The 21329-nt window shown below is 46.8% G+C and carries 25 protein-coding genes; 6 read left to right on the top strand and 19 right to left on the bottom strand.

Annotated features, from left to right (window positions below; genetic code table 11):
* Positions 1-411: 411 nt before the first annotated feature.
* From KNQ14_RS07455 to KNQ14_RS16960, 12 genes are all read right to left on the bottom strand, one after another.
* Positions 412-756, bottom strand: a complete 345-nt coding sequence (locus tag KNQ14_RS07455; protein ID WP_214745541.1) for a hypothetical protein — start codon at positions 754-756, stop codon at positions 412-414.
* A gap of 162 nt (positions 757-918) precedes the next feature.
* Positions 919-1371: a GNAT family N-acetyltransferase gene (locus KNQ14_RS07450; protein WP_214860372.1), complete on the bottom strand. Its 453-nt coding sequence runs from the start codon at positions 1369-1371 to the stop codon at positions 919-921.
* A gap of 210 nt (positions 1372-1581) precedes the next feature.
* Positions 1582-2757 carry a hypothetical protein gene (locus KNQ14_RS07445; protein WP_214860370.1) on the bottom strand — a complete coding sequence of 392 codons (1176 nt, stop codon included), beginning with the start codon at positions 2755-2757 and terminating at the stop codon, positions 1582-1584.
* A gap of 37 nt (positions 2758-2794) precedes the next feature.
* Entirely contained in the window at positions 2795-3133 is a 339-nt protein-coding gene (locus tag KNQ14_RS07440; RefSeq protein WP_214860368.1) for a hypothetical protein, read from the bottom strand.
* A 107-nt stretch (positions 3134-3240) separates the two neighbouring features.
* Positions 3241-3432 (bottom strand): hypothetical protein, encoded by a 192-nt coding sequence (locus KNQ14_RS07435; RefSeq protein ID WP_214860365.1) that lies wholly within the window; start codon positions 3430-3432, stop codon positions 3241-3243.
* A gap of 33 nt (positions 3433-3465) precedes the next feature.
* Positions 3466-3891 carry a hypothetical protein gene (locus tag KNQ14_RS07430; protein WP_251138292.1) on the bottom strand — a complete coding sequence of 142 codons (426 nt, stop codon included), beginning with the start codon at positions 3889-3891 and terminating at the stop codon, positions 3466-3468.
* 236 nt (positions 3892-4127) lie between these two features.
* Positions 4128-5042: a DMT family transporter gene (locus tag KNQ14_RS07425; protein ID WP_214860358.1), complete on the bottom strand. Its 915-nt coding sequence runs from the start codon at positions 5040-5042 to the stop codon at positions 4128-4130.
* Between the two features lie 163 nt (positions 5043-5205).
* The gene (locus tag KNQ14_RS07420) at positions 5206-7854 is read right to left on the bottom strand and encodes an ABC transporter permease (protein WP_251138291.1); all 2649 of its coding nucleotides are present in this window, start codon (positions 7852-7854) and stop codon (positions 5206-5208) included.
* A 44-nt stretch (positions 7855-7898) separates the two neighbouring features.
* The gene (locus KNQ14_RS16720; protein WP_251138290.1) at positions 7899-8663 is read right to left on the bottom strand and encodes a hypothetical protein; all 765 of its coding nucleotides are present in this window, start codon (positions 8661-8663) and stop codon (positions 7899-7901) included.
* A 211-nt stretch (positions 8664-8874) separates the two neighbouring features.
* The gene (locus tag KNQ14_RS07415) at positions 8875-9396 is read right to left on the bottom strand and encodes a GNAT family N-acetyltransferase (RefSeq protein ID WP_214860356.1); all 522 of its coding nucleotides are present in this window, start codon (positions 9394-9396) and stop codon (positions 8875-8877) included.
* A gap of 15 nt (positions 9397-9411) precedes the next feature.
* A complete protein-coding gene (locus tag KNQ14_RS07410; protein WP_214745557.1) occupies positions 9412-10638 on the bottom strand; it encodes an MFS transporter in 1227 nt (408 codons plus the stop codon).
* Between the two features lie 25 nt (positions 10639-10663).
* On the bottom strand, positions 10664-10822 hold the full coding sequence (locus KNQ14_RS16960; protein WP_480002962.1) for a hypothetical protein: 159 nt from the start codon (positions 10820-10822) through the stop codon (positions 10664-10666).
* Positions 10823-11160: 338 nt separating this feature from the next.
* On the opposite strand from KNQ14_RS16960, the gene KNQ14_RS07405 reads away from it, so the two are divergent.
* The gene (locus KNQ14_RS07405) at positions 11161-11640 is read left to right on the top strand and encodes a hypothetical protein (RefSeq protein WP_133208673.1); all 480 of its coding nucleotides are present in this window, start codon (positions 11161-11163) and stop codon (positions 11638-11640) included.
* 46 nt (positions 11641-11686) lie between these two features.
* On the opposite strand, the gene KNQ14_RS07400 is transcribed toward KNQ14_RS07405, so the two are convergent.
* Both KNQ14_RS07400 and KNQ14_RS07395 read right to left on the bottom strand, forming a co-directional pair.
* Positions 11687-12124 carry a hypothetical protein gene (locus KNQ14_RS07400; RefSeq protein WP_214745563.1) on the bottom strand — a complete coding sequence of 146 codons (438 nt, stop codon included), beginning with the start codon at positions 12122-12124 and terminating at the stop codon, positions 11687-11689.
* A 113-nt stretch (positions 12125-12237) separates the two neighbouring features.
* Complete coding sequence (locus tag KNQ14_RS07395) at positions 12238-13311, bottom strand: peptidyl-alpha-hydroxyglycine alpha-amidating lyase family protein (protein ID WP_214860354.1); 1074 nt, start codon at positions 13309-13311, stop codon at positions 12238-12240.
* Between the two features lie 169 nt (positions 13312-13480).
* On the opposite strand from KNQ14_RS07395, the gene KNQ14_RS07390 reads away from it, so the two are divergent.
* Positions 13481-14512, top strand: coding sequence for a zinc-binding dehydrogenase (locus tag KNQ14_RS07390; RefSeq protein ID WP_214860352.1), 1032 nt, complete (start codon positions 13481-13483; stop codon positions 14510-14512).
* A 64-nt stretch (positions 14513-14576) separates the two neighbouring features.
* Here the strand turns inward: KNQ14_RS07390 and KNQ14_RS07385 are convergent, their stop codons facing one another.
* Entirely contained in the window at positions 14577-15071 is a 495-nt protein-coding gene (locus tag KNQ14_RS07385) for a hypothetical protein (RefSeq protein WP_214860350.1), read from the bottom strand.
* A gap of 140 nt (positions 15072-15211) precedes the next feature.
* On the opposite strand from KNQ14_RS07385, the gene KNQ14_RS07380 reads away from it, so the two are divergent.
* The 4 genes from KNQ14_RS07380 to KNQ14_RS07365 all read left to right on the top strand — a co-directional run bounded on the left by KNQ14_RS07380 (position 15212) and on the right by KNQ14_RS07365 (position 18741).
* Positions 15212-16135, top strand: coding sequence for a DUF389 domain-containing protein (locus KNQ14_RS07380; RefSeq protein WP_214860348.1), 924 nt, complete (start codon positions 15212-15214; stop codon positions 16133-16135).
* 82 nt (positions 16136-16217) lie between these two features.
* On the top strand, positions 16218-16568 hold the full coding sequence (locus tag KNQ14_RS07375; protein ID WP_214860346.1) for a potassium channel family protein: 351 nt from the start codon (positions 16218-16220) through the stop codon (positions 16566-16568).
* Positions 16565-17797 (top strand): chloride channel protein, encoded by a 1233-nt coding sequence (locus KNQ14_RS07370; protein WP_214860344.1) that lies wholly within the window; start codon positions 16565-16567, stop codon positions 17795-17797. Before KNQ14_RS07375 ends, KNQ14_RS07370 begins: the two co-directional genes overlap by 4 nt.
* Before the next feature lie 89 nt (positions 17798-17886).
* A complete protein-coding gene (locus KNQ14_RS07365; protein WP_214860342.1) occupies positions 17887-18741 on the top strand; it encodes a LysR family transcriptional regulator in 855 nt (284 codons plus the stop codon).
* Positions 18742-18811: 70 nt separating this feature from the next.
* Here the strand turns inward: KNQ14_RS07365 and KNQ14_RS07360 are convergent, their stop codons facing one another.
* The 4 genes from KNQ14_RS07360 to KNQ14_RS07345 all read right to left on the bottom strand — a co-directional run bounded on the left by KNQ14_RS07360 (position 18812) and on the right by KNQ14_RS07345 (position 21269).
* Positions 18812-19099, bottom strand: coding sequence for a putative quinol monooxygenase (locus KNQ14_RS07360; RefSeq protein ID WP_214860340.1), 288 nt, complete (start codon positions 19097-19099; stop codon positions 18812-18814).
* Positions 19100-19153: 54 nt separating this feature from the next.
* Complete coding sequence (locus KNQ14_RS07355) at positions 19154-19816, bottom strand: type 1 glutamine amidotransferase domain-containing protein (RefSeq protein ID WP_214860338.1); 663 nt, start codon at positions 19814-19816, stop codon at positions 19154-19156.
* Positions 19817-19978: 162 nt separating this feature from the next.
* The gene (locus tag KNQ14_RS07350) at positions 19979-20365 is read right to left on the bottom strand and encodes a hypothetical protein (protein ID WP_214860336.1); all 387 of its coding nucleotides are present in this window, start codon (positions 20363-20365) and stop codon (positions 19979-19981) included.
* A 43-nt stretch (positions 20366-20408) separates the two neighbouring features.
* A complete protein-coding gene (locus KNQ14_RS07345; RefSeq protein WP_214745584.1) occupies positions 20409-21269 on the bottom strand; it encodes an alpha/beta fold hydrolase in 861 nt (286 codons plus the stop codon).
* Positions 21270-21329: the final 60 nt, after the last annotated feature.

The raw sequence follows: 21329 nt of genomic DNA, 5'->3' as shown, positions 1-21329 counted from the left end.
ACTTCTACCGTGACGACTTGACTCATCTTTGACACCTCCTTCATCCTAATAATCAACTCCATTATAGATTGACTATAAATGCATTTCATAAGGAAGAACAGTCGGGGACATGCGGTGTCTGAAGACACCCCGTCCCCGAACTCGCTATCATCCCACCCCTAAAGGAGTGGGCTTTCTCGCTCATACATTCTGTAAAATGTCTGTAAAATTAATTCCAATTAGAACCGTGAATTTTCATCACAATGTTTCAGAAAGGAATAAAAACATCCTTTCGTTAAGAAAGTGGGCAGATTGTTTGGTGACTTAAAAATAGTGATAGTGTGTCTTTAAATTATGTAGTGATAGATATAAAGTATTAAAAAACATATGTGAACGTTCTGAACGCGTCATATAAAAGGATTTTATTATATTTTACAACAAGTTTAGTAATAGTTGAGGCTGTTGGGAGAGTAAGTGATCGTTTGCGACGTAGTGATGATAGGACAATGACGAATCGTTCATATGAAAGAGCGTCAACTGCCGACTCTCGAAGTCGACTTCTTCTATGTAGACAAGTTCTGTAGGGCCACCGGAGTGATGGAGAGGAAGCAGTTTTAAGGATAATCTCTCCCGTAAAGCGATAAATAACATGACTTCCATTTTATAAGCCGTAGAAACGGAAGAATCAATAATGGATGAATCGATGGAGAAATAAATAATTGGATTCATAGTAGAGAACGATACCGGATGAGTCATTTCTTTTTGAAGGTGTTGCATGGTGGACCTCCTTATAATAAGAACGTATGTTCATATTATGGAGTATGAATCCATTTTTTGCAATCCTATATAACGTTTAAAGCCTAATGATGTTTTATCCATAATCGTTTGAGTTTTACTATGAAGTAGCGGAATATGCTTTTCGAAAAAATGCTGAAATTCTTATATATCTTGCGATAATCGAATCATATCCGTACATCGGATCCCGTTTTCGATGATCTCTTCTTCATAGTGTCTCAAGAAAAAGTTCGGATCGACTCCAACGATTCTGAATCCACATTTTTGGTAAAGTGCTAGCTGTCCAATACTTGAATTGCCTGTTCCGATTTCAATGGTCGTATACCCCAGTGCTTTCGCTGTACGAATCGCATGTCGTAAAAGACCTTTTCCGATACCTTGTTTTTGATGTGACTCATCTACTGAGATATTTACGATTTCAATCGTTTGGGGTCTTGTCGGGAGAAGTACATATACACCAATCCATTGGTCATTCCTTTCAGCGACGAAACAATGACTTCTTTTTACATAGCTTTCGACTAACTTTTGAGACGGGTCTGCTGCTAGCAACAGCTCCATCGGTGGATTTTCATGGACGGATAATGGTCGGATGTTCATATTCTCTCTCCTCATAGATGTATTGGTATGCGTTTGACTTAGAAGTCAGTTTCACTCTATTGTCTCAATAGTTGATATAGCAGCGTTATGTAAGAACTTGTGAGCCTCCGTTCTTCTTAAGAGTACAAAAGAACATTTAAGAAAAAAAGTCGTCTTCCGTACAGAGTACCGGAAAACGACTTTCTTTCGTTAGATTAAGATCATGATCGTTTAATTAGACGGGAGGAGCTTTACGACATGCAAGGTAGATTTTTTCCGGTTCGTGATGGAGTAAGTGAGTTTCCCATCTTGCAGTAGAGGAGGGGATACCAGCTCTTCAAAGTCTGTTAAAGGAGCGACGGTCTTCGCTTTTAAGTCCGCATACATCAACTGATGGATGCCTTCGCGGAAGACGACTTTTGTATTTGAGAGGAACTGAATGCCGTCGATTGTCGTCTGGGCACTGGAAGCGGAATAGTTCAGCGTCTGTTCGTCCAATCCGATGGGATGGAACATGGCGTCGCCTTCTGTACCGAGAGCGAGATAGGTACCGCTGCGACTGAAATCAATTAATCCGGATATCTCTTTTTTGTAGGCACCATCCAGCGTCTCAAGCACACGGACGTTCTTTCCTTTGTTAAAGTGAGACGTGAATAAGGTTACGCCGTCATCGCTATCGCGGTGCTCGTATGTGAATAGACCGTCTCGTACCTTTCCTGTTTTTAAGATGAAGGACTGAAGTGGTGTGATCTTTCCGGTTTTTAACGAATACGACTTTAATGTAGAGACCGTTTTTTGTGCAGTCGCTTCTTGCGTGATCCAGGACGCACGAGTTGTCGTGACATCGATTCTCGGAGGGGACGTATCAAAGCGACTTTCGCCAGTATCAAGCGTTTTCACCTGATTCGTCGTAATGTTTAGTTGACGAATCGACCATTTCACTCCGGATTTTGTCGGCTGTTCTGTTTCGACCCATAGTAAAAACGCACCTGTACCCGTCATCATCGGGATTGCATGCTTCGTCGCATGGACGATTTTGTTGTGCTGTCGTTTCGTATCGTATGTATAGATGACACTCTTGTTTTCTTTTAGGTCAAAGTAGAAGATCTGGTTTTGATAGAAATATTGCGGATCAATCGAGGCACGGTGTTTGCTCAGTAATGAAGAAAGGTCGTACGTTTTCGTTTGACCTAACGTGACGCGCTCCGATTGCTTTTCTAATTCGATTGCTTGTTGATTCTTGGAGTCGGTCGTTGCTTTCTTCAAGGAAGTGTTTACTTGTTCAGGTGACGCGCTATTTTTCTGTGCTATACGCGGTGTTGCTTGTTCTTCCACCATGGTACAACCCGCTGTCGTCCAAACGATGGTCGAGAGGCAACAGACGGATGCGAATCGATGTACTTTCATATTAGGTAGCTCCTTCAAAGGTTTTCGGAAATGTAGTTCATTGCTGTACCTCATGTGAAGAGGGACTCGGACGACGGGTGTAAAGAAACACGAGATACCACCACTTTAATGTGTAGGCGAACAAGAAGACACACATCCATGCCCACGGTCGCAGTGTCGTCAATCCTTCGTAAAAATGTCTGAACTCTGTAATGTCAAGACGGTACAAAGAGTTCCAAATGAATAGTGCATACAGGAAATGCAACGCTACCACCGCTCGAATCGATGCTTTTCTCAAGGCTGGATGCTTGATCGCGACGAAGATTGCACTGATAAGCGTGATGAAAAAGAAAGCGTAGAATAATACCCACACCCACATGTCATTGATTGGTCCCATATGTATTCTCCTTCTCAGTTAATCATGGATGCGTTTAGACGATCTTCTAAACAAAACAGAAACAATGACATCAATCAGTAAGCCGATCAAGAACCAACTGATCAAGGTCAGGATGTAGATAGGAACAGCGGGACATGGAAGGAATCTAGCCATGTTCCAAGAAAGGATCGTGACTCAAGAAGCCAGAAGACAGGGCTCGTCAGAAACAACAAGATATTTTTGTCGTCGTAGCCGAAGGCATTGAACAGACAGACGGCAAGTGAGAGCATGGGAAGCCAAAGTCGAAAACCTTTACGCATGGTCATTCATCTCCTGTTTGAGTGGGGTGGGTTTCATCGGACTTGAATCAAAAAGGCGGATAGACCGTCGCCATGTTCATTCCATCGCGCAATGACCTCATAGGTATATGTGCCTTGAGCAGACGGTGCGATAAGAATGTTGTTTTTTAATGACACCTGTTCACTTTTCGTTTTTGAATCCCAGCGTACGACGTGAAGCGTATCGGGTTTACGATCAAACGAGAGGTGAATTTTGTCAGAGGGTGAGACGATGACGGGTTTACTTTTTTCAGTCATGTGTAAAGCATCCACATAGATCATGTCCGCACATTGAGCACTGAACAAACTGGACCAGCAATAAGAACCTTGGACAGTTGGAATCGCTTTACCGTTTACTTGGACGTTTGGATCATAGGGTTCAATTCGAAACGGTTCAAAATAGATGAAAAAAGCAATCATAGCGATTAAACAACTAATCAAGATGTATTTCAGAATAGGAGCACCTCCTTAGAATCAGTATCGTAGAGTGGATCAGTCGGTTGTATCTAGTATATTTTTCCACAAGAAACAATTGATTTCCTTCTACTGGTGGATGGAGTTTCGGGATAGTCTGATATTATTGACTCATTCTTTAAACTAAAAGAAGGACAGTGGTTCATGAGCGAATTCGCTGAACCTCTGTCCTTTGGATGGTCGACTATACAAACTGATTTGATTTAACCAATCTTGTCCTCCGTATCCGGTATGGCGTTTCTTCGTTGACGCGATACACCGATTCCTAAAGCAATAGCAGCTCCAAGACAACTCGATAAGCAGCCGAAGAGTAAATACAGAGAGGGTGTGGATTCGCCGATCATGACGGATGCGATTCCGCCGATGACGGGGAAGAGCGCGACCATATAGCCGCTCTTCGCACCACCGATCCGTTCGACGAGTTTCAGGTAAAACAGCCATGCGAGAAATGATGCAATCACGGTTAAATACAGTAAAGCAGAAAGATAGGTGACGGTTGTCGGGAGCGTAAGCGGTGTTCCTTGGAACCAGACGATAGCGCCCATCAGTAGACTCGCGACAGAAAATCCGATCGCGTTGGCATGAACCGGGTTGATTCGTTGCTTGGCGTTCCGCGCTGAACTGGCGTCACCCACTGAAGTCAATAGCGTGCCGACCAAGGCAATCAAGACACCTTTTAAATCGGTCAGTCCATGGATGCTACTTAGACTCGGAACAATCAGGACACCGACGCCGATGATACCAAAACATCCGCCAATCCAAACGTGCGCATGGAGGGTCTCTTTTAAAAACAAGCGCAGAGCAATTGGTGTCAGAATGACCTTGAGTGAGAAAATCAACGTCACGATGGCGGCAGAGCTTAACATCGTCGCGTAATAGAGACATAAGTAACTCAGAGCGAAGTTACAGACACCGAATACGACGATGAAAGGCATGTCCGACGCGGTAGGTTTGTTCGTTCGTTTAACGAATAGCGCGAATAGAATGAAAAGAACAGCGGTCATCGCTAATCGATAGGTCAGGGATACTTCCAAGGCGACAGGTGTTCCTTGGATTTTGACAGCAATGAAATTCAGTCCCCAGACGATCAAACAAAACAGATACATGAAATAGGTCATAGCAGGTCCTCGTTTAAGTAGTTTACTTCCAATTCTTTTCCTGTCTATCATCTTAACAAATATGAACGTGTAGAAAGCAGATTCCGTGAAAATCTTATTCTGGAACAAAAAAAATCACTGACCGTCATATGACAGTCAATGATCCAATAGATAGAAGCGTCAATCATAATTTGATTTTAACGGTGTAGAGATAACCGGTAAATCCGCCATGTACGTTCATCACGAAGGTGTTCTCAGTTTTTGGAACGATGTAAATGACGTCGATTTTTGAATGTAAAGGAGCGAGATATCCTAAATTATCTGAATAGGCTTTTTTATTACGATTGATCGTTTTTTCTGGCGTATAGCTTTTCTCTTGACCATCAATTAAAGGGAAAGTAGATGGTTTGTAGTCAATGTAAGAGTCAGCTGAATCTTCACCTTCTACTTGTAACTCAAGAGTGACAGAAACGGCTTGTTTGGATGATGGTAAATCAGGGAGTTGAACTTGTTTAGCAGAACTAACCTTGAACCCATGGTACTTCATAACATTAGGATCACCTGGATAAGTTTGCTTGCCACCTTTATCCATCAATTTCTTGATGACACCTGTATTCGTTTTTTTCGACTGTTTCTTTTCTCCGGTCTTTGCGGTGGTTGATGTAGCGTCAACAGCATCGACTTCGATTTTGACGGTCGTCGGCTTCGCAATGGCTTCGCTTGTCGCGAGAAGCACATACGTATTTTTATCGCTTGGAACACGGAACACAAGATCGACGCGAGAAACGAAAGGTGGGAAATAGCGATAGCCGTCCTTCCAAGCGTCTGGGTTCCGGTTCTCATAATCGACAGCTTCGTATACATTACCGCTTGTATCCTCTAACGTGAATAGATTTGGCTTATAAATACCATATCCGCCATCTGCGTCTTTATCCTTGTAGTTCTCAAGGATGACGGGAACGGTAACATATTGTTCATCATCAAGAGTTGGTAATTTCAACTCCTTTGGAGGTGATAGGAGAAGTTTATCAACGCGGAAAATATTGCTTTTTGTTTTAGGATCTCCCGGATAGGTTTGAACGACTCCACGATTCATTAGTTGATCGAGCTTGCTCGAATTGACTTTTTTCGTAGAGGACGTTTTCTTTTTCTTGTCTTTTACATCTGCCAATTTCGTTCCTGTCGTCTTGACCGTTGGTGCAACTGTTTGTACCGGTTTCGTGGACGCAGGCCCTTCTTCTGTCGTAGCAAAGAAGAATAGGGAAGCGACACCAACGACAAGGGTACCACCAACTGCGGATAAGGCGAGTCGGAAACGTCGTTCCGTCGCTTTCGTATTCGTTGCGACACTTCCAATCGCAGCATTTGGTGTAATACTGACGGCGCGTTGAGCGGGTAAGAGGGCACCGAGAACTCCCGTGATGGCAGGAATCAACAACATGACACTCAAGAAACCGAGCTCACCTGTTGGGAACTGGTTATAGACGAAGCCGATCATCGCAAGAGCGATCAGTAAGCCGATGATTCCAGCGAACAGTCCCGTCATCAATCCTTCACTTAAGACGAGCGTCCGGATTTGACCGTTCTGCCAACCAGTTGCCTTCAAGACGGCAAGCTGACTCTTTCGTTCGTTGACGTTTTGCCACATGATCTCCGTCGTCGTCAGGATGGCGATAAGTAAAGCGACACCCATCGCAACATAATGCATCGTGCCGACTTCTAGTGCAACGTATTCGCCGAGCCATGTCGCATACAAGACACCTTTCAGTCGGAAGGAGATGAATAGGAAGAAAATGAACAGACTCGTCGGCAAGGCGATCGCGATTGTCGAGAGGATCGTCCGTTGCCAATACGTTGCAAGTTGGTTGATGCTCATCCCAAGGACACTTTGTGCCCGGACGAAGCGACGACCTTTTGAAACTTCACCAGAACGCATACTTTCGAATGGTTGAATCCGGCGGATGAGCGTCATCGGGACGAGCGTACCGCCCCAGTAAATCAATAGACCAGCAAGTCCGATCAAGATGATCCGTGATAAGGCAATCGGATGATCCGTCGTCAGCCAGAACGAACCGAGGATCGTCCAAGAAATCAAGGCGACGAGTGTGCCGAGTAACGTTGCTTCTAGGAACAGAAGCTTCGAGAGCTGACGTGGACGCCAACCGAGCGACAGTAAGATCGCGAATTCCTTCTTGCGGGCATAGAGTAAGATGATGTTTGAACTAAAGACATACACGAGAGCAACAGCGATGACGCTGGCGATGATGCCGCTCATTCCTACCTTCGCTTCTTGGAAAATTGCCATCGACGAACCGAGTTTGATCCACGGTTGCTGGATCCAACCGAGTGCCGATTCACCTTTTAATCCAGGGAGGTATGTCAGCGCGAGCTGTAGCGAGGAGCCAAGCGTGACGTCGGTGATCAGACCGGTCTTGTCCTCGATCTCTTGAGCAACAGCTTTCAACTTTTTCTCACTCGTCGCGTTCATCGTCTCGACACCTTTGACGTTGACACGAATGGCAGAGATGGCTTTATCACCACGTAACTTAAAGGCGGCGTCAAGCGTCGTCAGCATCGATGGTGGTTTCGTCAAGAAGTCATACGGATCGTTCGTCGGTTTGACTTCCCGGACTGGATTGACCGGTTTTTCATTCTTGTCCATGACCCATTGGGCTTTCGCCGGGAAATAGGTCTCCATCGGCAGTTCCGTCAATGGGTCCTTCGAGATGTTCAATTTCTTCGGATCAAAGACACCAATGTAGTTCAAATGCATTTTCGGTACTTTATCAAGGTTACCCGTGTTGTCACCGAAGACACGTGCTTTTCGATACATCGATCGTTTCGAAATGAGGACGTCCTTATCGACCTCTTGAGGTGTTACTTGATAGGTGAACGGCCAACGTTTGGCAAAGGGACTAGCAATCGTTTGATAGTATTCATGATCAATGGGATGTCCCAGACACCGTCACCATAATCGTTCACGACATCATCCTTCGTGAAATAACGACTATGCGTAGCCTTTTTGGTTGCCTGATCGAGTCCAACGAGTTGTGCTTCTGCTTCCGGATCAATCCCGGCAAGCATCACTGCGCTCCCGTAACCGTAGATAGGAAACTCGCCTAATTCTTGCGGTGAAACATCTCGATTCAATCCGTCACTCTCAGGAGGGAACCAACCGGCTCCGGCAAAGAATGAATAAGATTCTGTTTCTTTCTTTAGCCCAGTATCTTGCATATCCGTAAACGAAATTTTGTAAATGCCCGGTTCTTTGAAATTATAGGTATCCGTTTCAGCATTCGTATTGTAGTTCCCAATCATCGCAATCGGTGCTGCGACTTCTACGTCAGCAATCTGCTTGATCGTCTCGTACTGCTTGCGGGTGATCCCACCGTCGAGTCCGCTCATATAGTTCGGTTCGAGCAGGTTCAAGTCTTCCGTAACACTCCGGCTGCCTTCCGGACGTACGACGATATCGTACGATGAGCCCCAGCGTTTTTGCAGTTCATCGACGACCGTTCCGTTGTTCGCTTGCGTCGTACCGATCAAGTAACTCAGTCCGGTACTGACAATCAGGACGCCGAAGAGGAGCAAGATGAACCGCTCCTTGTTACGCCACCAGGAATTCCAGATGAATCTCAGCATGTACTATCCCTCGCTTTCGTTTGATTTGAAGAAAATTGTGTAATAGGACCTCCTTATCATTTATGTACATATCCATATATTTCTTTTTTATTTTTCCATTATATACAAATAATAGTGAATTGACTAAAAAATCTGTTAATTAGTTATGTTCGTTTTTAATAGATTAGAAAAAGCACCTCACGAAGGAGGTGCTACATCAGGAGTGATTCTTTTAAGCATAGAGTGGGCTACATTTCCGCATGATGATTTCGTCGAACGAACGCCCTTCATAGGATACAGCATCAGGAATCGTTTCTACGATGTCAAAGGCAACTTTTTTATACGCAGCGATGGCTCGCTCATTATGCGAAAACACTTCAAGTTCAAGGTGATGAAGTCGAAGTTCCTCGAAACAAAACCGGATGATACACGCGATCGCCTCTGTTCCGTATCCTTGACCGGTCCAGGGGAGGGCACGCATCGAAATACGAAAGCCCGCTTGTTTCAACTCTGCCTCAATGTCTAAAATGGAACACTCACCAATTATTTCACCGGAATTCAAACAGATAGCGAAATCGAAGCGCGATGGATCAGCTTGGATCGAAAGAATGTGTCGTTCGATCTGCTCGAGCGAAAACGTCGCCGTCGTACCAGTCAAATAACGTAATGTCTCATCCTGGGTTTGTTCGAATAAGACGTGCGCATCGGTCACGTCAAGCGGACGGAGGAAAATTCGTTTTGCGGTCAGGTTCATGAATATCTTCCTTTCTCATGACGAAAGTTTGATCGTTTCGTCCGTTTCCGTCGCAAAATAATGCCGTTTCGTTCGATCCTGGACGATCCAAACGATCCATCCACCGATGAACAGGAAGCTGACTGCAGCGACGGTATACGTCAAGCGAATCGAGGTCTCAGCATAGAAACCGATCAACGCCGTCAAGAGAATGACACCAGCTGACTGTACGACGTGGATACTACTGAGGAATCGTCCCATCGTTTCGACCGGAATGTGCGTTTGAGCGAACGTCATGAAGCCGGTGTTCGCAAACGCAAGGGCGAACGTCAGCAAGAAAAAGCCGATTGCTGCCGTCAGGAATGATGTAGCTGTGGCAAAGATCACATAACCGATTGGTGTCATCAGTGCTCCGAATTGAATCAAGAAGCGGAGCGACAAGCGATGCGTGAAGATCGCATTGACGGCAGAACCACAGATGATGCCAATTCCAGCGATACTGACGAGAAATCCATACGTGCTTTCATCCAGTTGCAACACGATCGTCGCAAACGAGGCTTCGAGCGAATCGAGTCCGCTCATCAGGACGATCATCAGCGCATAGAAGGCGTAGACGAGCGTGACGTAGCGCCGCGTCCGTGCAAACTGAAGCGTCTCTTTCCAGTCCGCAAGAATCACTTGGAGTGAGAAGGACGTCGCTGGAGTCTCTGCCTGGCGGACGTCGGGCAAGACGGACAGTAAGGCAGCAGAACACAACAACGCTCCCGCATTCAGGATGATCGCTGTTTCTGGGGAACCAATCAAAAATAAGAATCCAGCAATCGACGGTCCGATAATAAAGCCGGCTGATTGAATAAAGTTCTTCAACGCATTGAACCGTTGGCGACTCGTCTCCGGAACGAGCTTCGTCATGTAGATCAATGACGATGTCTCAAACAGTGTGTTGCCGATGTTCAGGATGAAGACAAGCGCATAGAGGACATACAACGAATCGATCAGTGTCAGTGAAAAGACGAGCCCGGCACGCGAGACGTCAAGCATGACGAGCAAGCGGCGCTGATTGATCCGATCGACGACACTACCGGACCAGAGGCTCGTCAACAGTGCGGAAATTGGCAACAGAATATAGAGAACGGAGACGGCGAACGCTGATCCCGTTCGTTCAAGGACGATTAAATTCAAGGCGATGAAGTAGACCCAAGCGCCGATGTTCGAGACACCGACACCAAGTAATAGCAATCCAGAGTATTTCCAATTCGACATATGACACACTCCTTTTTATTGTTTTTTAAGCCAATAAAAAAATCCCACCTCCAAGACGTTGGTCTTGGGGACGAGACTGTGCGTGTCGTGGTGCCACCCCTGTTCGCGAGACCGTCACCGGTATCGCCTTCATCGGTACGACCGTTTTCAAACGGCAAATACCTGAGCTCGATAACGGGAGCACCCGTCACGATATCCCCGATTCGGTTCCACCGTGCTGCTCAGAGGCTTGGTTCGGTCAATGGCTGATGCTCCTTCTCACCAATCGGAGCTCTCTAGGAAAAGCCGAGATGACGTACTGTTCTCTTCGACGCGTTTAATTCATATGATTTGTCTCATCCTAGCATATACAGAATGAAACCGTAAAGAATTTTATCAATTTTTTACAATTATTGAAAATGATACATAGAAATCAGAATTAGAAAAAGCGACCTAAATGGTAAAAGATGTAACAGGTTGTATGATACATTGTCATGGTCACACGTTCACTTTCAAGAAAGTCGTACGAAAGGAGGGAAAGAAATGAAACGTTTGATTTTTTTTATATCTCCACTCCTTGTTCTAACCGGAGCTGTCTTTTTCACGACGTTCCGTCCAGTCGAGCAAGCAATCTATTTCTTAATCTTATTTTTACTGACCTGTCTATCAGCGATGATTCTAGTGGAGCGTTTCGTCAAACGTCATGATGTGATCCGTCGACTAAATACGATCCATCCACTTATCGGAATCGTAATGGGGACAGTTGTGCTTGCCGTATTAGTCGGTGGTCTCATATGGTTAGCACCTTCGTTGACGAATCCGAGTCTCATCGGTCTTCTCGTTATCTTCCTTTCCATGTATAGCGGAATCCTCGTTCTCGGTTTCATCATCAGTTGTTTCTTCGAAGGCATTACGCGTCAACCGAAGGATCAATTGATTCGCCCAGTCTTTCTGTTCATCGGAACAGGCTATCTCATCTTGACCGTCTTCGGAATTTTGCAACTGTATCGTCAAACCGGATGACAGCAAACCCCACTGAAGTCATGAGACGACAGTGGGGTTATTGTATTTACTGCACTTTTAATAAGAATCCGAATTGTCCGTCTCCTTGTTTCCAGCGCGAGTTTAGTTCGTACGCATAGAGACCAGGTTCTGTCGGGGCATTGAACTGATCTTTTTTCAAAACGACGGGGGATTCCTGTTTTTGATCGTCCCACTGTGATAGTTTCACGCTTTTAAGATCACCGGATAATTCCACACGGACGGGTGATCCAGCAGAGACGGTAACTGGCGTTTTTCCCTTTGCTAGATCAAGACCGTCACGGTACGTCTTATCGACACATTGACTGCGGAGTAAGCTATCCCAGCAATAAGATCCTTGGACAGTCGGAACATCCTTTCCTTTTGCCTCAACTTCGGGATTCGGTGGCGCACCACGGAACGGTTCGAAAACGATGACGCAAACGACGAGGATCAGTAGAACGGCTAATGTTAGACCACGTTTCATGAGACACCCCCGATGGATTTTCTTTATTTTACCAAAATAAATCGAGATAAGCTGAGGTGTCTTTGAAAAAAAGGATATTCATTTCTTAAATTTCAAAATACTTCCGTTCCCTATTATTTTTCAGAAAACAGCTGCAATCGTTTGTTCAACAACTCCGCGACATAAATCGTTCCATCCGAACCGACCGCGATGTCGTGCGCAATCCGGAGTTGTCCCGCTTCTTTGCCCCATGCACCGAATCGTTTCTCAATCCTTCCTTGTTTGTTCAAAATGACGATTTGACTCTGCGCGTTCTTTTTTTGTCCATTTAAATAGTTTCCGCCATCAGCGACGTAGACTTTACCGTTCGCACCGACTTCGATCCCGTACGGTCGACCGAGTTCTTTTGACGACCACGTATCGATGTGTTTGCCGTTTCGATTAAAGATTTGGACCCGGGCGTTGTCCCGGTCCGCCACATAGAGATTCATCTCATCGTCGCTACTGACCCCATGCGGCAGATTGAACTGTCCGTCTTGTTTGCCGAGTTCATTGACTTCCCATTTTACTGTTCCTTTTAGATCAAACATGACGATGCGATTATTCCGGTAGCCGTCAGATACGGCGAACGAGCCGTCCTTGAAAACGGTGACGTCTGTCGGGCGAGCGAACGTTTTCTCATCCAGCTGTAGCGGGATACTTGGCAAGACGTTTCGGATGCGCAGACCGACTTCCGTGAACGGACCATATGCGTTTCCGAACGTTTGCAAGACTTTACCGGACGCATCGAGCTTGAAGACTTGGTTCAGACTGATGTCGGTAATCCAGATATTGTTTTGGTCATCGACTTCGAGACCGTGCGGTGACTTGAACAGTCCTGCGCCTAACCGCTTCTTCACCTGCATCGTCTTTCCGTCGAGCACGATCAATGTCGGTTCTGTGATGTAGGTGTCATCCCCGTATGAATTATTACCTCGGTGTAAATAGTAGACGTCACCGTTCGGAGCAACAGCGACGCCGCTCGCTTCCCCGGCAATCGAACGATCGCGCGTTTCAAGGGGCCAAGCGACCTGTCCGCGATACGTCGTATCTTTTGGGATGGATTGATAGTTGTCTTTCACGACGGGATCTGCGCCACCTCTTGACCAAGAAATACCCAGTACCGTGATGGTGGCTAAAGTCCCTATAAAGATCAATCGTTTTTTCATACATCGTTCCTCCAGACGTGAATCCGTCTCCATATTATATCTAGATATTAAACGAGGACGAATCGTTCTATAGGAGGAGACAGCGGGTTACGGAAGCAGGAAATTAAAATCAGGATGAACGGGTAAAGAAAAGAGATATCATATGGAAGAAAGAAAGTGAGGCAAAAACATGAAGGCAGTTACCGTAACAGGGCATGGTGGGCTTGAGCAGCTCGCCTATATCGATCAAGAGACACCACAACCGAAACAAGGCGAGGTACTGATTGAAATCAAAGCTTGTGCCTTGAACAATACAGAAATTTGGATGCGGGAAGGCGCCTATGATGCAGAGAGTGAATCAGGCTGGAAAGCAGAAGGGGTGCAGTTTCCCCGGATTCCCGGTTCAGACATCAGCGGACGAATCGTCGCGGGCGGAGACGGTGTCGCCGAGACGGAAATCGGACGCGACGTCGTCTTGTTCCCGTTCACGGCGAGTGGAAAAATCGCTGACGAACAGAGTGCCGAGGACTTATCGTTCATCGGTTCCGAGTATGACGGCGGATACGCAGAATATGTCTGCTGGCCGCTCGAACTTTGTTACGACATGCCCCTTGCCTCCTATACAGACAGTGCGGTCTTCTCGGTCAGTGGATTGACGGCGTGGCACATGGTCGAACAATTGGATTTACAAAAAGGACAGACGGTTCTCGTAACAGGCGCAAGTGGCGGTGTCGGTTCACTCAACGTCCAGATTGCGAAGCGTGTCTTCAATGCCCGTGTCGTCGCACTCGTCGGTGACTTGAAGCTGACGGATCAATTGCACGAACTCGGGGCGGACTTGGTCGTTTCCTACCGCGAGCCGGACTGGGATCAGCAGGTCATGCAAGAAGTTGGTCCGGTCGATGCGATTCTCGACGTCGTCGGCGATGCCGTGTTCAAACAAGGACTGGATCTGCTAAAGCGCGGCGGAACTTACTGTATATCCGGATCGTCCGGGGGACAGGTGACTTCGCTCGATTTTCGGACACTTTACTTGAAGCATATCCGTCTACAAGGATCTGTCCTTGGCAATCGCCATGATTATGAGAAATTACTGGAGGCCGTTCGGACGCAGACGATTCAGCCGGTCATTGACCGGACGTTCCCGCTCGCTGAAGCGCGAGAAGCCCAAGCGTACTTCAAACAAGCAGGTAAATTCGGCAAGGTCGTCTTGCTACCATAAGAGAAACCGAACAAAACGAGCTATCCTCTTCCTGTGCAGGAAAGGGTAGCTCGTTGTCGTATCGTTAACGGTTTGGCAAGATGTAAAAAAATGTGACGGTCGAGCTGACAGGTGTCTCTTCCGTATAATCAACCAATTCCTCCTGTGATTCATGAATCGTATAACGGTTGCCCGGAAAGAGTTCCGTTACCCACGTTGGAACGTGTGAAGCGAGAGGGTAGGACTGAATCCGCTCAAGTGGGAAAGGTGTCCCGTCCGGATTCGGAGTGTGGACATGTAGTGCGTCTTGTGAAGCATCTTCGAGGATAATCGTTATGTAAACCTGATATTCAATCTGTTTTTGCTCTAGTTTTTGTCGTATATCCTGCATAGCGCTTATCGCGATCCGAAAATGTGCTTTACGAATGCGTAAACTCGCGTTGCCGTGTCCGTAAAAGTCTGGATGCGTATGCCAGTCATTGAACCAATCGTCTGGATCAATATAGGCAGGAGAAGAAAAACTGTTGAATTCAAGTTCGAGATTTTTAAAATAACGACGTTTACCGCGGAATTTTTTCATGGACCATGCACCTTTCATTAAAGGGAATTTTTTATTTTTCATAAGGGAATTAAGGCGAGCATACTAAAAAATGGGTAAATAGAAACCAATGACTTGAATGGTGTGACTCGTTTGGATCGACGATGGAAAGGTGGAGCCTTATGGAAGCATCGGTCTATGATTTGCAAGAGACGAGAACCAAAATCGATCGGGAGCTGACGATTCGATCGAGCAATGCTGTCATCTTGATGTGTGCGATTTTCATCGCCTCGATCGGATTGAACTTGAATTCGACCGCTGTCATCATCGGAGCGATGTTGATTTCGCCACTGATGAATCCGATTCTCGGTCTCGGTATGGCTTTAGGGATCTCGGATATACCTCTGTTCAAGAAAGCACTTCGGCTGTTGCTCGTCCAGTTGACGATCAGCATCGTGACATCGACCGTCTATTTCTATTTTTCGCCTTTGACGGCAGCGAGTGATGAACTGATTGCGCGGACGTTCCCGACGATTTGGGACGTACTGATCGCCTTTGCTGGGGGAGTCGCGGGATGGATTGGTTTACGCAAAAAAGGGGCGAATAATATCGTTCCCGGTGTCGCGATTGCCACCGCCTTGATGCCACCAGTCTGTACGGTCGGGTACGCCATTGCGAATCAGAACATGACCTACGCGCTTGGTGCCAGTTATCTGTTCCTGATCAACTATAGTTTCATTTTGATCGCGACGTTCCTAGGTGTCAAATGGCTCTTACGGACGGATCAGAGTTTACGGATCCAGGCATCAAAACGAATCAATCGTTCCTTGATCGCGCTAGCCTGTCTCATCAGTATACCAAGTGTCTATACAGCCTATCTGCTTAGTCAGGACAGTTTGTTTGAGACGAATCTTGACCGTTATGTCGAGGAAACGTTTCAAGAGACGTTCGTCGTTCAGCATAGCTATGACGAGAAACGCCAGCAATTGAAGGTGACGACGTTAGGCACACGGTATGATGCACGTGAACGGGAACGGCTGGCTGGAACAGTCGCTCGACGACTATGGACTATCACGTGTCAAACTGACCTTGATCCAGATCCCTGATTTGAATCAACTTGATCCTGACCAACTAGAGAAATTGTTCAATGAACGTATGCAGTGATGAAGGAACTGAGGAGGAAAGAGCATGCTGGCGTTCTTTATCTTGATCCGAAATTTTTTTCATGTCATCCGTATCTTATTCAAGCAAGAAGAACAAAAGGCATTGATGATCATGGTCGGGGCACTTTTCTTGATTGGGACGGTCTTCTATCACAATGTCGAACAGTTCAGTATTCTAGACGCTTTTTATTTCTCCGTTATGACGCTCGCGACGGTCGGATACGGGGATCTCGTCCCTCAGACGGCGTTCGGTAAATTGTTTTCGATCGTGTACGTCATGCTTGGCGTCGGTGTTCTCAGTGCCGTCATCGTGAACTTCAATATGGCCCTAAAACAATATCACCGGTACAAGAAGAAGAAGGAGGAACAGAAATGAAACCACATCTGACGCACTTCTTGCATTGTCTGATCCTCGGAGCAATCGTCGGATTGACGGCTGCCTTGTTTTTAAGTGGCATCAACGCATCGATTCATTATGTATGGGAGTGGTTACCGTCTGTACTGGATGTATCTTTCTATGGACTCGGCGTCGGTCTACTCGGTGGTATCGGTATTGGTCTGATTCAAAAGTCTGTGGGGGATTACCCGAAGACGATGCACGAGACGCTTGCTAACTTTAAGCAAGAAGGTCGTGTACCTTATCGCGGTGCCCTCTGGAAAAACGCCGTTGCCGCATGGATCGTGCTGACGTGTGGAGCGAGTTTAGGACCAGAAGCTGCGCTGATCAGCATCTTAGGGGGAATGGTGACGTGGATCGGTGACCGGCTAAGGTTGACGGAGCCGGAACGGCAAAGTTTCTTGCAGACGGGATACGCTGCGATGCTAGCGACAATATTTCATGCCCCGTTCGTCAGTGTCTCTGAAGCGATCGAGGAGGAACCGATGCAACGAGCAACGTCACGCTGGCAAAAGATACAACGCATCTTTTATTACGGCATTTGTACGCTCGTCGCAATTACCTGTTTTCGTTTCATCATGCACCTCGTACCCCATGACCGCGTGTTCGCAATCAAGATACCACCGATTAATTGGAACGGGACCGTCATTTGGTTCATCCTTCCGGCGATTCTCCTCGGTATCGCGTTCGGACTCTTCTTCTTATGGATGGAGCGGGTGACGAACTGGATGGTCTCTCGCGTCGGCAACCCAATCCTTCTCGCACTCATCGCGGGAATCGCGATTGGTCTTGCATCCATGCTCACACCTTACTTACTGTTTTCTGGTGAACATGAAATCCTAGACTTTACGAAGGAAGGAGCCTCATGGTCAATCGGCGCCTTATTGTTGCTTGCGATCGGAAAGGTGGGATTGACGCATCTTTGTTTTTCCTGCGGCTGGAAAGGTGGAAAGATATTTCCGTTGATTTTTTCGAGTACAGTCCTGGCATTCTGCCTCAGCCAATTAAGTCCGTTCATGCCTGGATTGATCGTAACACTTGTCGTCACGGCAAGTTGTGCTGTCGTCTTGCGTCAGCCACTCGTGACCGCTACGCTTCTCCTCTTTCTATTCCCGTTGCAATTCTTTCCGTTGATCCTACTTGTCTGTCTTGGCGTTCAACAATTCATGAAATACTACGGAAACCATCTTTCATTATCCGATAAATAAATTTATGACTTACTAAATTATTCGTTATTTGTCTTATGGATTGAATGAATCTATACTTTTTAGAAAGACCAAGCAAAAGGAGAAACCATATGATTGATTTTGAATGGTATCGCAGTTTCATTCATGTTTACCAACAGCGTTCCGTCTCGGCAGCGGCAAGAATTCGTTTTTTGACGCAACCGGCGGTCAGCCAGCATATCGCGGCACTAGAAGCAGAACTGGAGACATCCTTGTTCATCCGTGCGCCACGGCAAATGATTCCGACGGACGCGGGAACAGCCCTCTATACACAAGTCGTCGGATTGATTGATCGGCTCGAGGAATTATCGCTTGAGATGAAGTACGAAGCAGGGGAACAACCTCGTCCGGTCCTGAAATTCGGGGGACCTACGGAATTCGTCACGCATGGGATCGTGCCGAAGGTACCGCTCGATGTCGCAAAGTTCACGGCAGTCTTTGATTTGACGGTTCCTCTTTTGCAACGCTTGCTTGCGAATGAGCTCGACTTCATCATCGCAACGAAGCGGATCGATGAGCCGGGCGTCCAGTACGTCCCGATTGCTGACGAACGCTTTCATTTGATCGCCCCGATTGGCTACGATGCTCCGGAAGCAGATCTAAAGGAATGGATGGACCGACAGCGCTGGATCAGTTACGGACTCGAGTTACCGATCATTCGTCGCTACTATCAGACGCAGTTCGGAGAACGACCGGGCATTCGTCCGGAAATGATCTTACCAAACGTCGATGCGATACTAAAAGCGATCGAAGCAGGGCACGGCATCAGCGTTTTGCCCGATTATCTCGTCGAAGCAGCGGTCAGCGCTGGACGAGTACAACGGATTGCACCGGAACGATTCGCGACGAATCAGTTATATGTCGCTTATCGAACGGACTCGCGCCACGATCCGGTTTTGCAACAGGTGATTAAGGCGTTAGGTTGAATTGTATGAAAAAAGTCCAATCCACAAGCAAATGCTGAGAGGGTTAGACTTTTTTTGTATGAATTACATATTACTTTGATACGTAATCTAAGAACGTCAAGTATCGATCAACGACGAGATTGGCACTGTCTGCTCGATAGGCTGGATAGTGTGGTGAGGCGACAGGCTGATCGAAAGCGTCTTGATCACGCCATTGTTCATAAAAGTAGAAGACGTTCGGATCATCGATAGCGCGATGTGTCTGATACGTCAGGCACCCTGCCTCGGCACGCGAAGGGGCGATCACACCTTCGATGATAGAAGCGAACTGTTCGCCTTGATTCGGATGCGCTTCGATCCGGGCAATCAGTTGAATCATCGATAGAACCTCCTATGAAAAGAGATCCTTCATCCAAAGGATCTCTTGTTTCGATTAGTTGAGTGTATTAATGACGGCTTTCGCGACCGCGATCGTTGATTGTGGATTTTGACCCGTGACGAGGTTTCCGTCGACTTGGACGTTTTCCGTAAAGTTGTCAGCCGTGATGATGTTCGCACCGAGTTCACGAAGGCGTGTCTCGAGCAAGAATGGCATGTAGACGTCAAGACCTGTCGCGCGTTCTTCTTCATCCGTGAACGTTGCGATCGTCTTTCCAGCGACGAGTGGTGTTCCGTCTGAGAGTGTCGCACTGACGAGTCCAGCTGGTCCGTGGCAGACCGCAGCGACCGTCTTGTTCGCTTCAAACAATGTCCGAAGGGCGTTGTTCAAGGCATCACTTTGTGGCAAGTCGAACATCGTTCCGTGTCCACCTGGCATGAAGATCGCATCAAATGCTGATAAGTCCTGGATTGCATTTAAATCAAGTGTCTCTTTCAAGAGTGGAGCTGTCGCTTGGATTTCAGCTGGGACTTCGTCTTCAAGGCTCCGTGCGTCGATTGGTGATTCGCCGCCGTTCGGGCTTGCGACCGTTACTGTATATCCTGCGTTTTTGAACTCAATGTATGCCTCTGCGAACTCCGACAACCAAAGTCCTGTCGCGTGACCTTCCTTCATTTCCTTTGCGTTCGTGACGACCATTAAGATGTGTTTACTCATGATATGTTCCTCCTTTTTCGTTTGCCGATTGGCTACGTGATTAGAATACGCCCGCTTGAATCAAAAAACAAATTAATAAAAGTGAGCTTATCGATAAATAAATTTATACATAAAAATAAAAACTACTTCCACCATGATGGCGGAAGCAGTTTGAAAGATAGATTAACGTACGTCAGAAGAATAGTTAGTGAACATCGAGTGACTTCGCACTATCACGATGACACAGGCAAGACTCGCGACCGTTCCAAGGACAGCGACGATGATCGTCGAGGATCCGTTCGGAATCAAGAAGCCGACGGGAATCAGTCCGACGAAGCTAAAGACGATTAAGGATTGATAGACGACATTGATGATCTTCAGGACAGGATGTTCGAAAAATGATAGGACGAGCGGTGGTACGAATAAGAAGACAATTAGTCCAATCGCGATGTAAACCGATAATGGCTCTTCAAACGAAATGGTGTTTCCAGTTGAGTGGCGTGCAGCGACAAGGATGGCGACGATCGCGACGCATAAGGTCACACAAACGAACGTTAACCGTTTTAACATATGAACCCCTCCTTTTTACTCTGATTCCATAATAAACCATTTTTCAAATGGGAGACAATCTTTTTCCGGACGTCCAGTAGTGACGAATCGCTTCGATGATGACGTCAGGGCGATCCCAGTGTAATAGATGTCCTGTCTCCGGAACGAAATGGACCGTCGCTTGTGTCATCTCATGTAATCGGTTCGTTGCCTGCTGACGGATCGATGCTTGATCTGTCGGTAACGTTGCGACGTACAACTGAATGTCCGCTGGTGGAACGTCCGGGAGGAAATCAAGAACATCCTCGTGGTGAAGCGCGCGTACGATCGCAGCAGCCGTCTCTCCTCGCGCATGCCAGTGGAATCGTCCTTCCTCCATCCGAAGGAGGTCGGCACCAGCTAAATCGAGGGAGTGCGAGCGACGTGCATCCGGAGCATAGACAGCAACGTCTAAAAATTCGTCCCATGTCGAAACGGAATCCTCGAAATTTTGTTCATAAAAGACGACTTCTTCCTCTACGGAAAGACCGTAAAGCCGTTTACTATGATAGCCGCCGTCAATCAGAATCGTGCCGAGCACACGATCCGCATGTTCAATCAAATAATAGAGCGAGAGAACACTTCCCCACGAGTGCGACAAGGCATAGAACCGCTTGACATCAAGGATGTGTAAGACTTCGTCGATCCAGTCCGTAAAGGGTTTCATGCGATAGTGTAGGGAATCTGAGAAAGCTGGTGTTTTGCCGTGACCGGGTAAATCAATCGCAATCAGACGGAATTCGTCCGCGAGCGCTTCAGCGATTTCGATGAAGCTGAGACTTGTACTGCCGAGTCCGTGCAGACAGACGATCGTCGGAAGCTGTTCGTTTCCCCATTCCGTAATGTGGACGGATTGTTGCTGACAGGTGATCGTATAACGTTTCATTTACCGTCTCCTTTTTTCTTTTACTGTACCATGAGGAGAATGTTGGGAATTGAAAAATAA

The organism is Exiguobacterium sp. s161 (assembly GCF_018619045.1).
Taxonomy (GTDB): domain Bacteria; phylum Bacillota; class Bacilli; order Exiguobacteriales; family Exiguobacteriaceae; genus Exiguobacterium_A; species Exiguobacterium_A indicum.
The sequence above is the reverse complement of the archived record's forward strand: the minus strand, read 5'-3'. Positions and strand labels throughout refer to the sequence as shown.

Bases quoted from the DNA above. Each gene is read 5' to 3' on its own strand.
- KNQ14_RS07455 (WP_214745541.1), bottom strand. From the start codon at position 756: ATGCAACACCTTCAAAAAGAAATGACTCATCCGGTATCGTTCTCTACT.
- KNQ14_RS07450 (WP_214860372.1), bottom strand. From the start codon at position 1,371: ATGAACATCCGACCATTATCCGTCCATGAAAATCCACCGATGGAGCTG.
- KNQ14_RS07445 (WP_214860370.1), bottom strand. From the start codon at position 2,757: ATGAAAGTACATCGATTCGCATCCGTCTGTTGCCTCTCGACCATCGTT.
- KNQ14_RS07440 (WP_214860368.1), bottom strand. From the start codon at position 3,133: ATGGGACCAATCAATGACATGTGGGTGTGGGTATTATTCTACGCTTTC.
- KNQ14_RS07435 (WP_214860365.1), bottom strand. From the start codon at position 3,432: ATGCGTAAAGGTTTTCGACTTTGGCTTCCCATGCTCTCACTTGCCGTC.
- KNQ14_RS07425 (WP_214860358.1), bottom strand. From the start codon at position 5,042: ATGACCTATTTCATGTATCTGTTTTGTTTGATCGTCTGGGGACTGAAT.
- KNQ14_RS07420 (WP_251138291.1), bottom strand. From the start codon at position 7,854: ATGTATCGAAAAGCACGTGTCTTCGGTGACAACACGGGTAACCTTGAT.
- KNQ14_RS16720 (WP_251138290.1), bottom strand. From the start codon at position 8,663: ATGCTGAGATTCATCTGGAATTCCTGGTGGCGTAACAAGGAGCGGTTC.
- KNQ14_RS07415 (WP_214860356.1), bottom strand. From the start codon at position 9,396: ATGAACCTGACCGCAAAACGAATTTTCCTCCGTCCGCTTGACGTGACC.
- KNQ14_RS07410 (WP_214745557.1), bottom strand. From the start codon at position 10,638: ATGTCGAATTGGAAATACTCTGGATTGCTATTACTTGGTGTCGGTGTC.
- KNQ14_RS07405 (WP_133208673.1), top strand. From the start codon at position 11,161: ATGAAACGTTTGATTTTTTTTATATCTCCACTCCTTGTTCTAACCGGA.
- KNQ14_RS07400 (WP_214745563.1), bottom strand. From the start codon at position 12,124: ATGAAACGTGGTCTAACATTAGCCGTTCTACTGATCCTCGTCGTTTGC.
- KNQ14_RS07395 (WP_214860354.1), bottom strand. From the start codon at position 13,311: ATGAAAAAACGATTGATCTTTATAGGGACTTTAGCCACCATCACGGTA.
- KNQ14_RS07390 (WP_214860352.1), top strand. From the start codon at position 13,481: ATGAAGGCAGTTACCGTAACAGGGCATGGTGGGCTTGAGCAGCTCGCC.
- KNQ14_RS07385 (WP_214860350.1), bottom strand. From the start codon at position 15,071: ATGAAAAAATTCCGCGGTAAACGTCGTTATTTTAAAAATCTCGAACTT.
- KNQ14_RS07380 (WP_214860348.1), top strand. From the start codon at position 15,212: ATGGAAGCATCGGTCTATGATTTGCAAGAGACGAGAACCAAAATCGAT.
- KNQ14_RS07375 (WP_214860346.1), top strand. From the start codon at position 16,218: ATGCTGGCGTTCTTTATCTTGATCCGAAATTTTTTTCATGTCATCCGT.
- KNQ14_RS07370 (WP_214860344.1), top strand. From the start codon at position 16,565: ATGAAACCACATCTGACGCACTTCTTGCATTGTCTGATCCTCGGAGCA.
- KNQ14_RS07365 (WP_214860342.1), top strand. From the start codon at position 17,887: ATGATTGATTTTGAATGGTATCGCAGTTTCATTCATGTTTACCAACAG.
- KNQ14_RS07360 (WP_214860340.1), bottom strand. From the start codon at position 19,099: ATGATTCAACTGATTGCCCGGATCGAAGCGCATCCGAATCAAGGCGAA.
- KNQ14_RS07355 (WP_214860338.1), bottom strand. From the start codon at position 19,816: ATGAGTAAACACATCTTAATGGTCGTCACGAACGCAAAGGAAATGAAG.
- KNQ14_RS07350 (WP_214860336.1), bottom strand. From the start codon at position 20,365: ATGTTAAAACGGTTAACGTTCGTTTGTGTGACCTTATGCGTCGCGATC.
- KNQ14_RS07345 (WP_214745584.1), bottom strand. From the start codon at position 21,269: ATGAAACGTTATACGATCACCTGTCAGCAACAATCCGTCCACATTACG.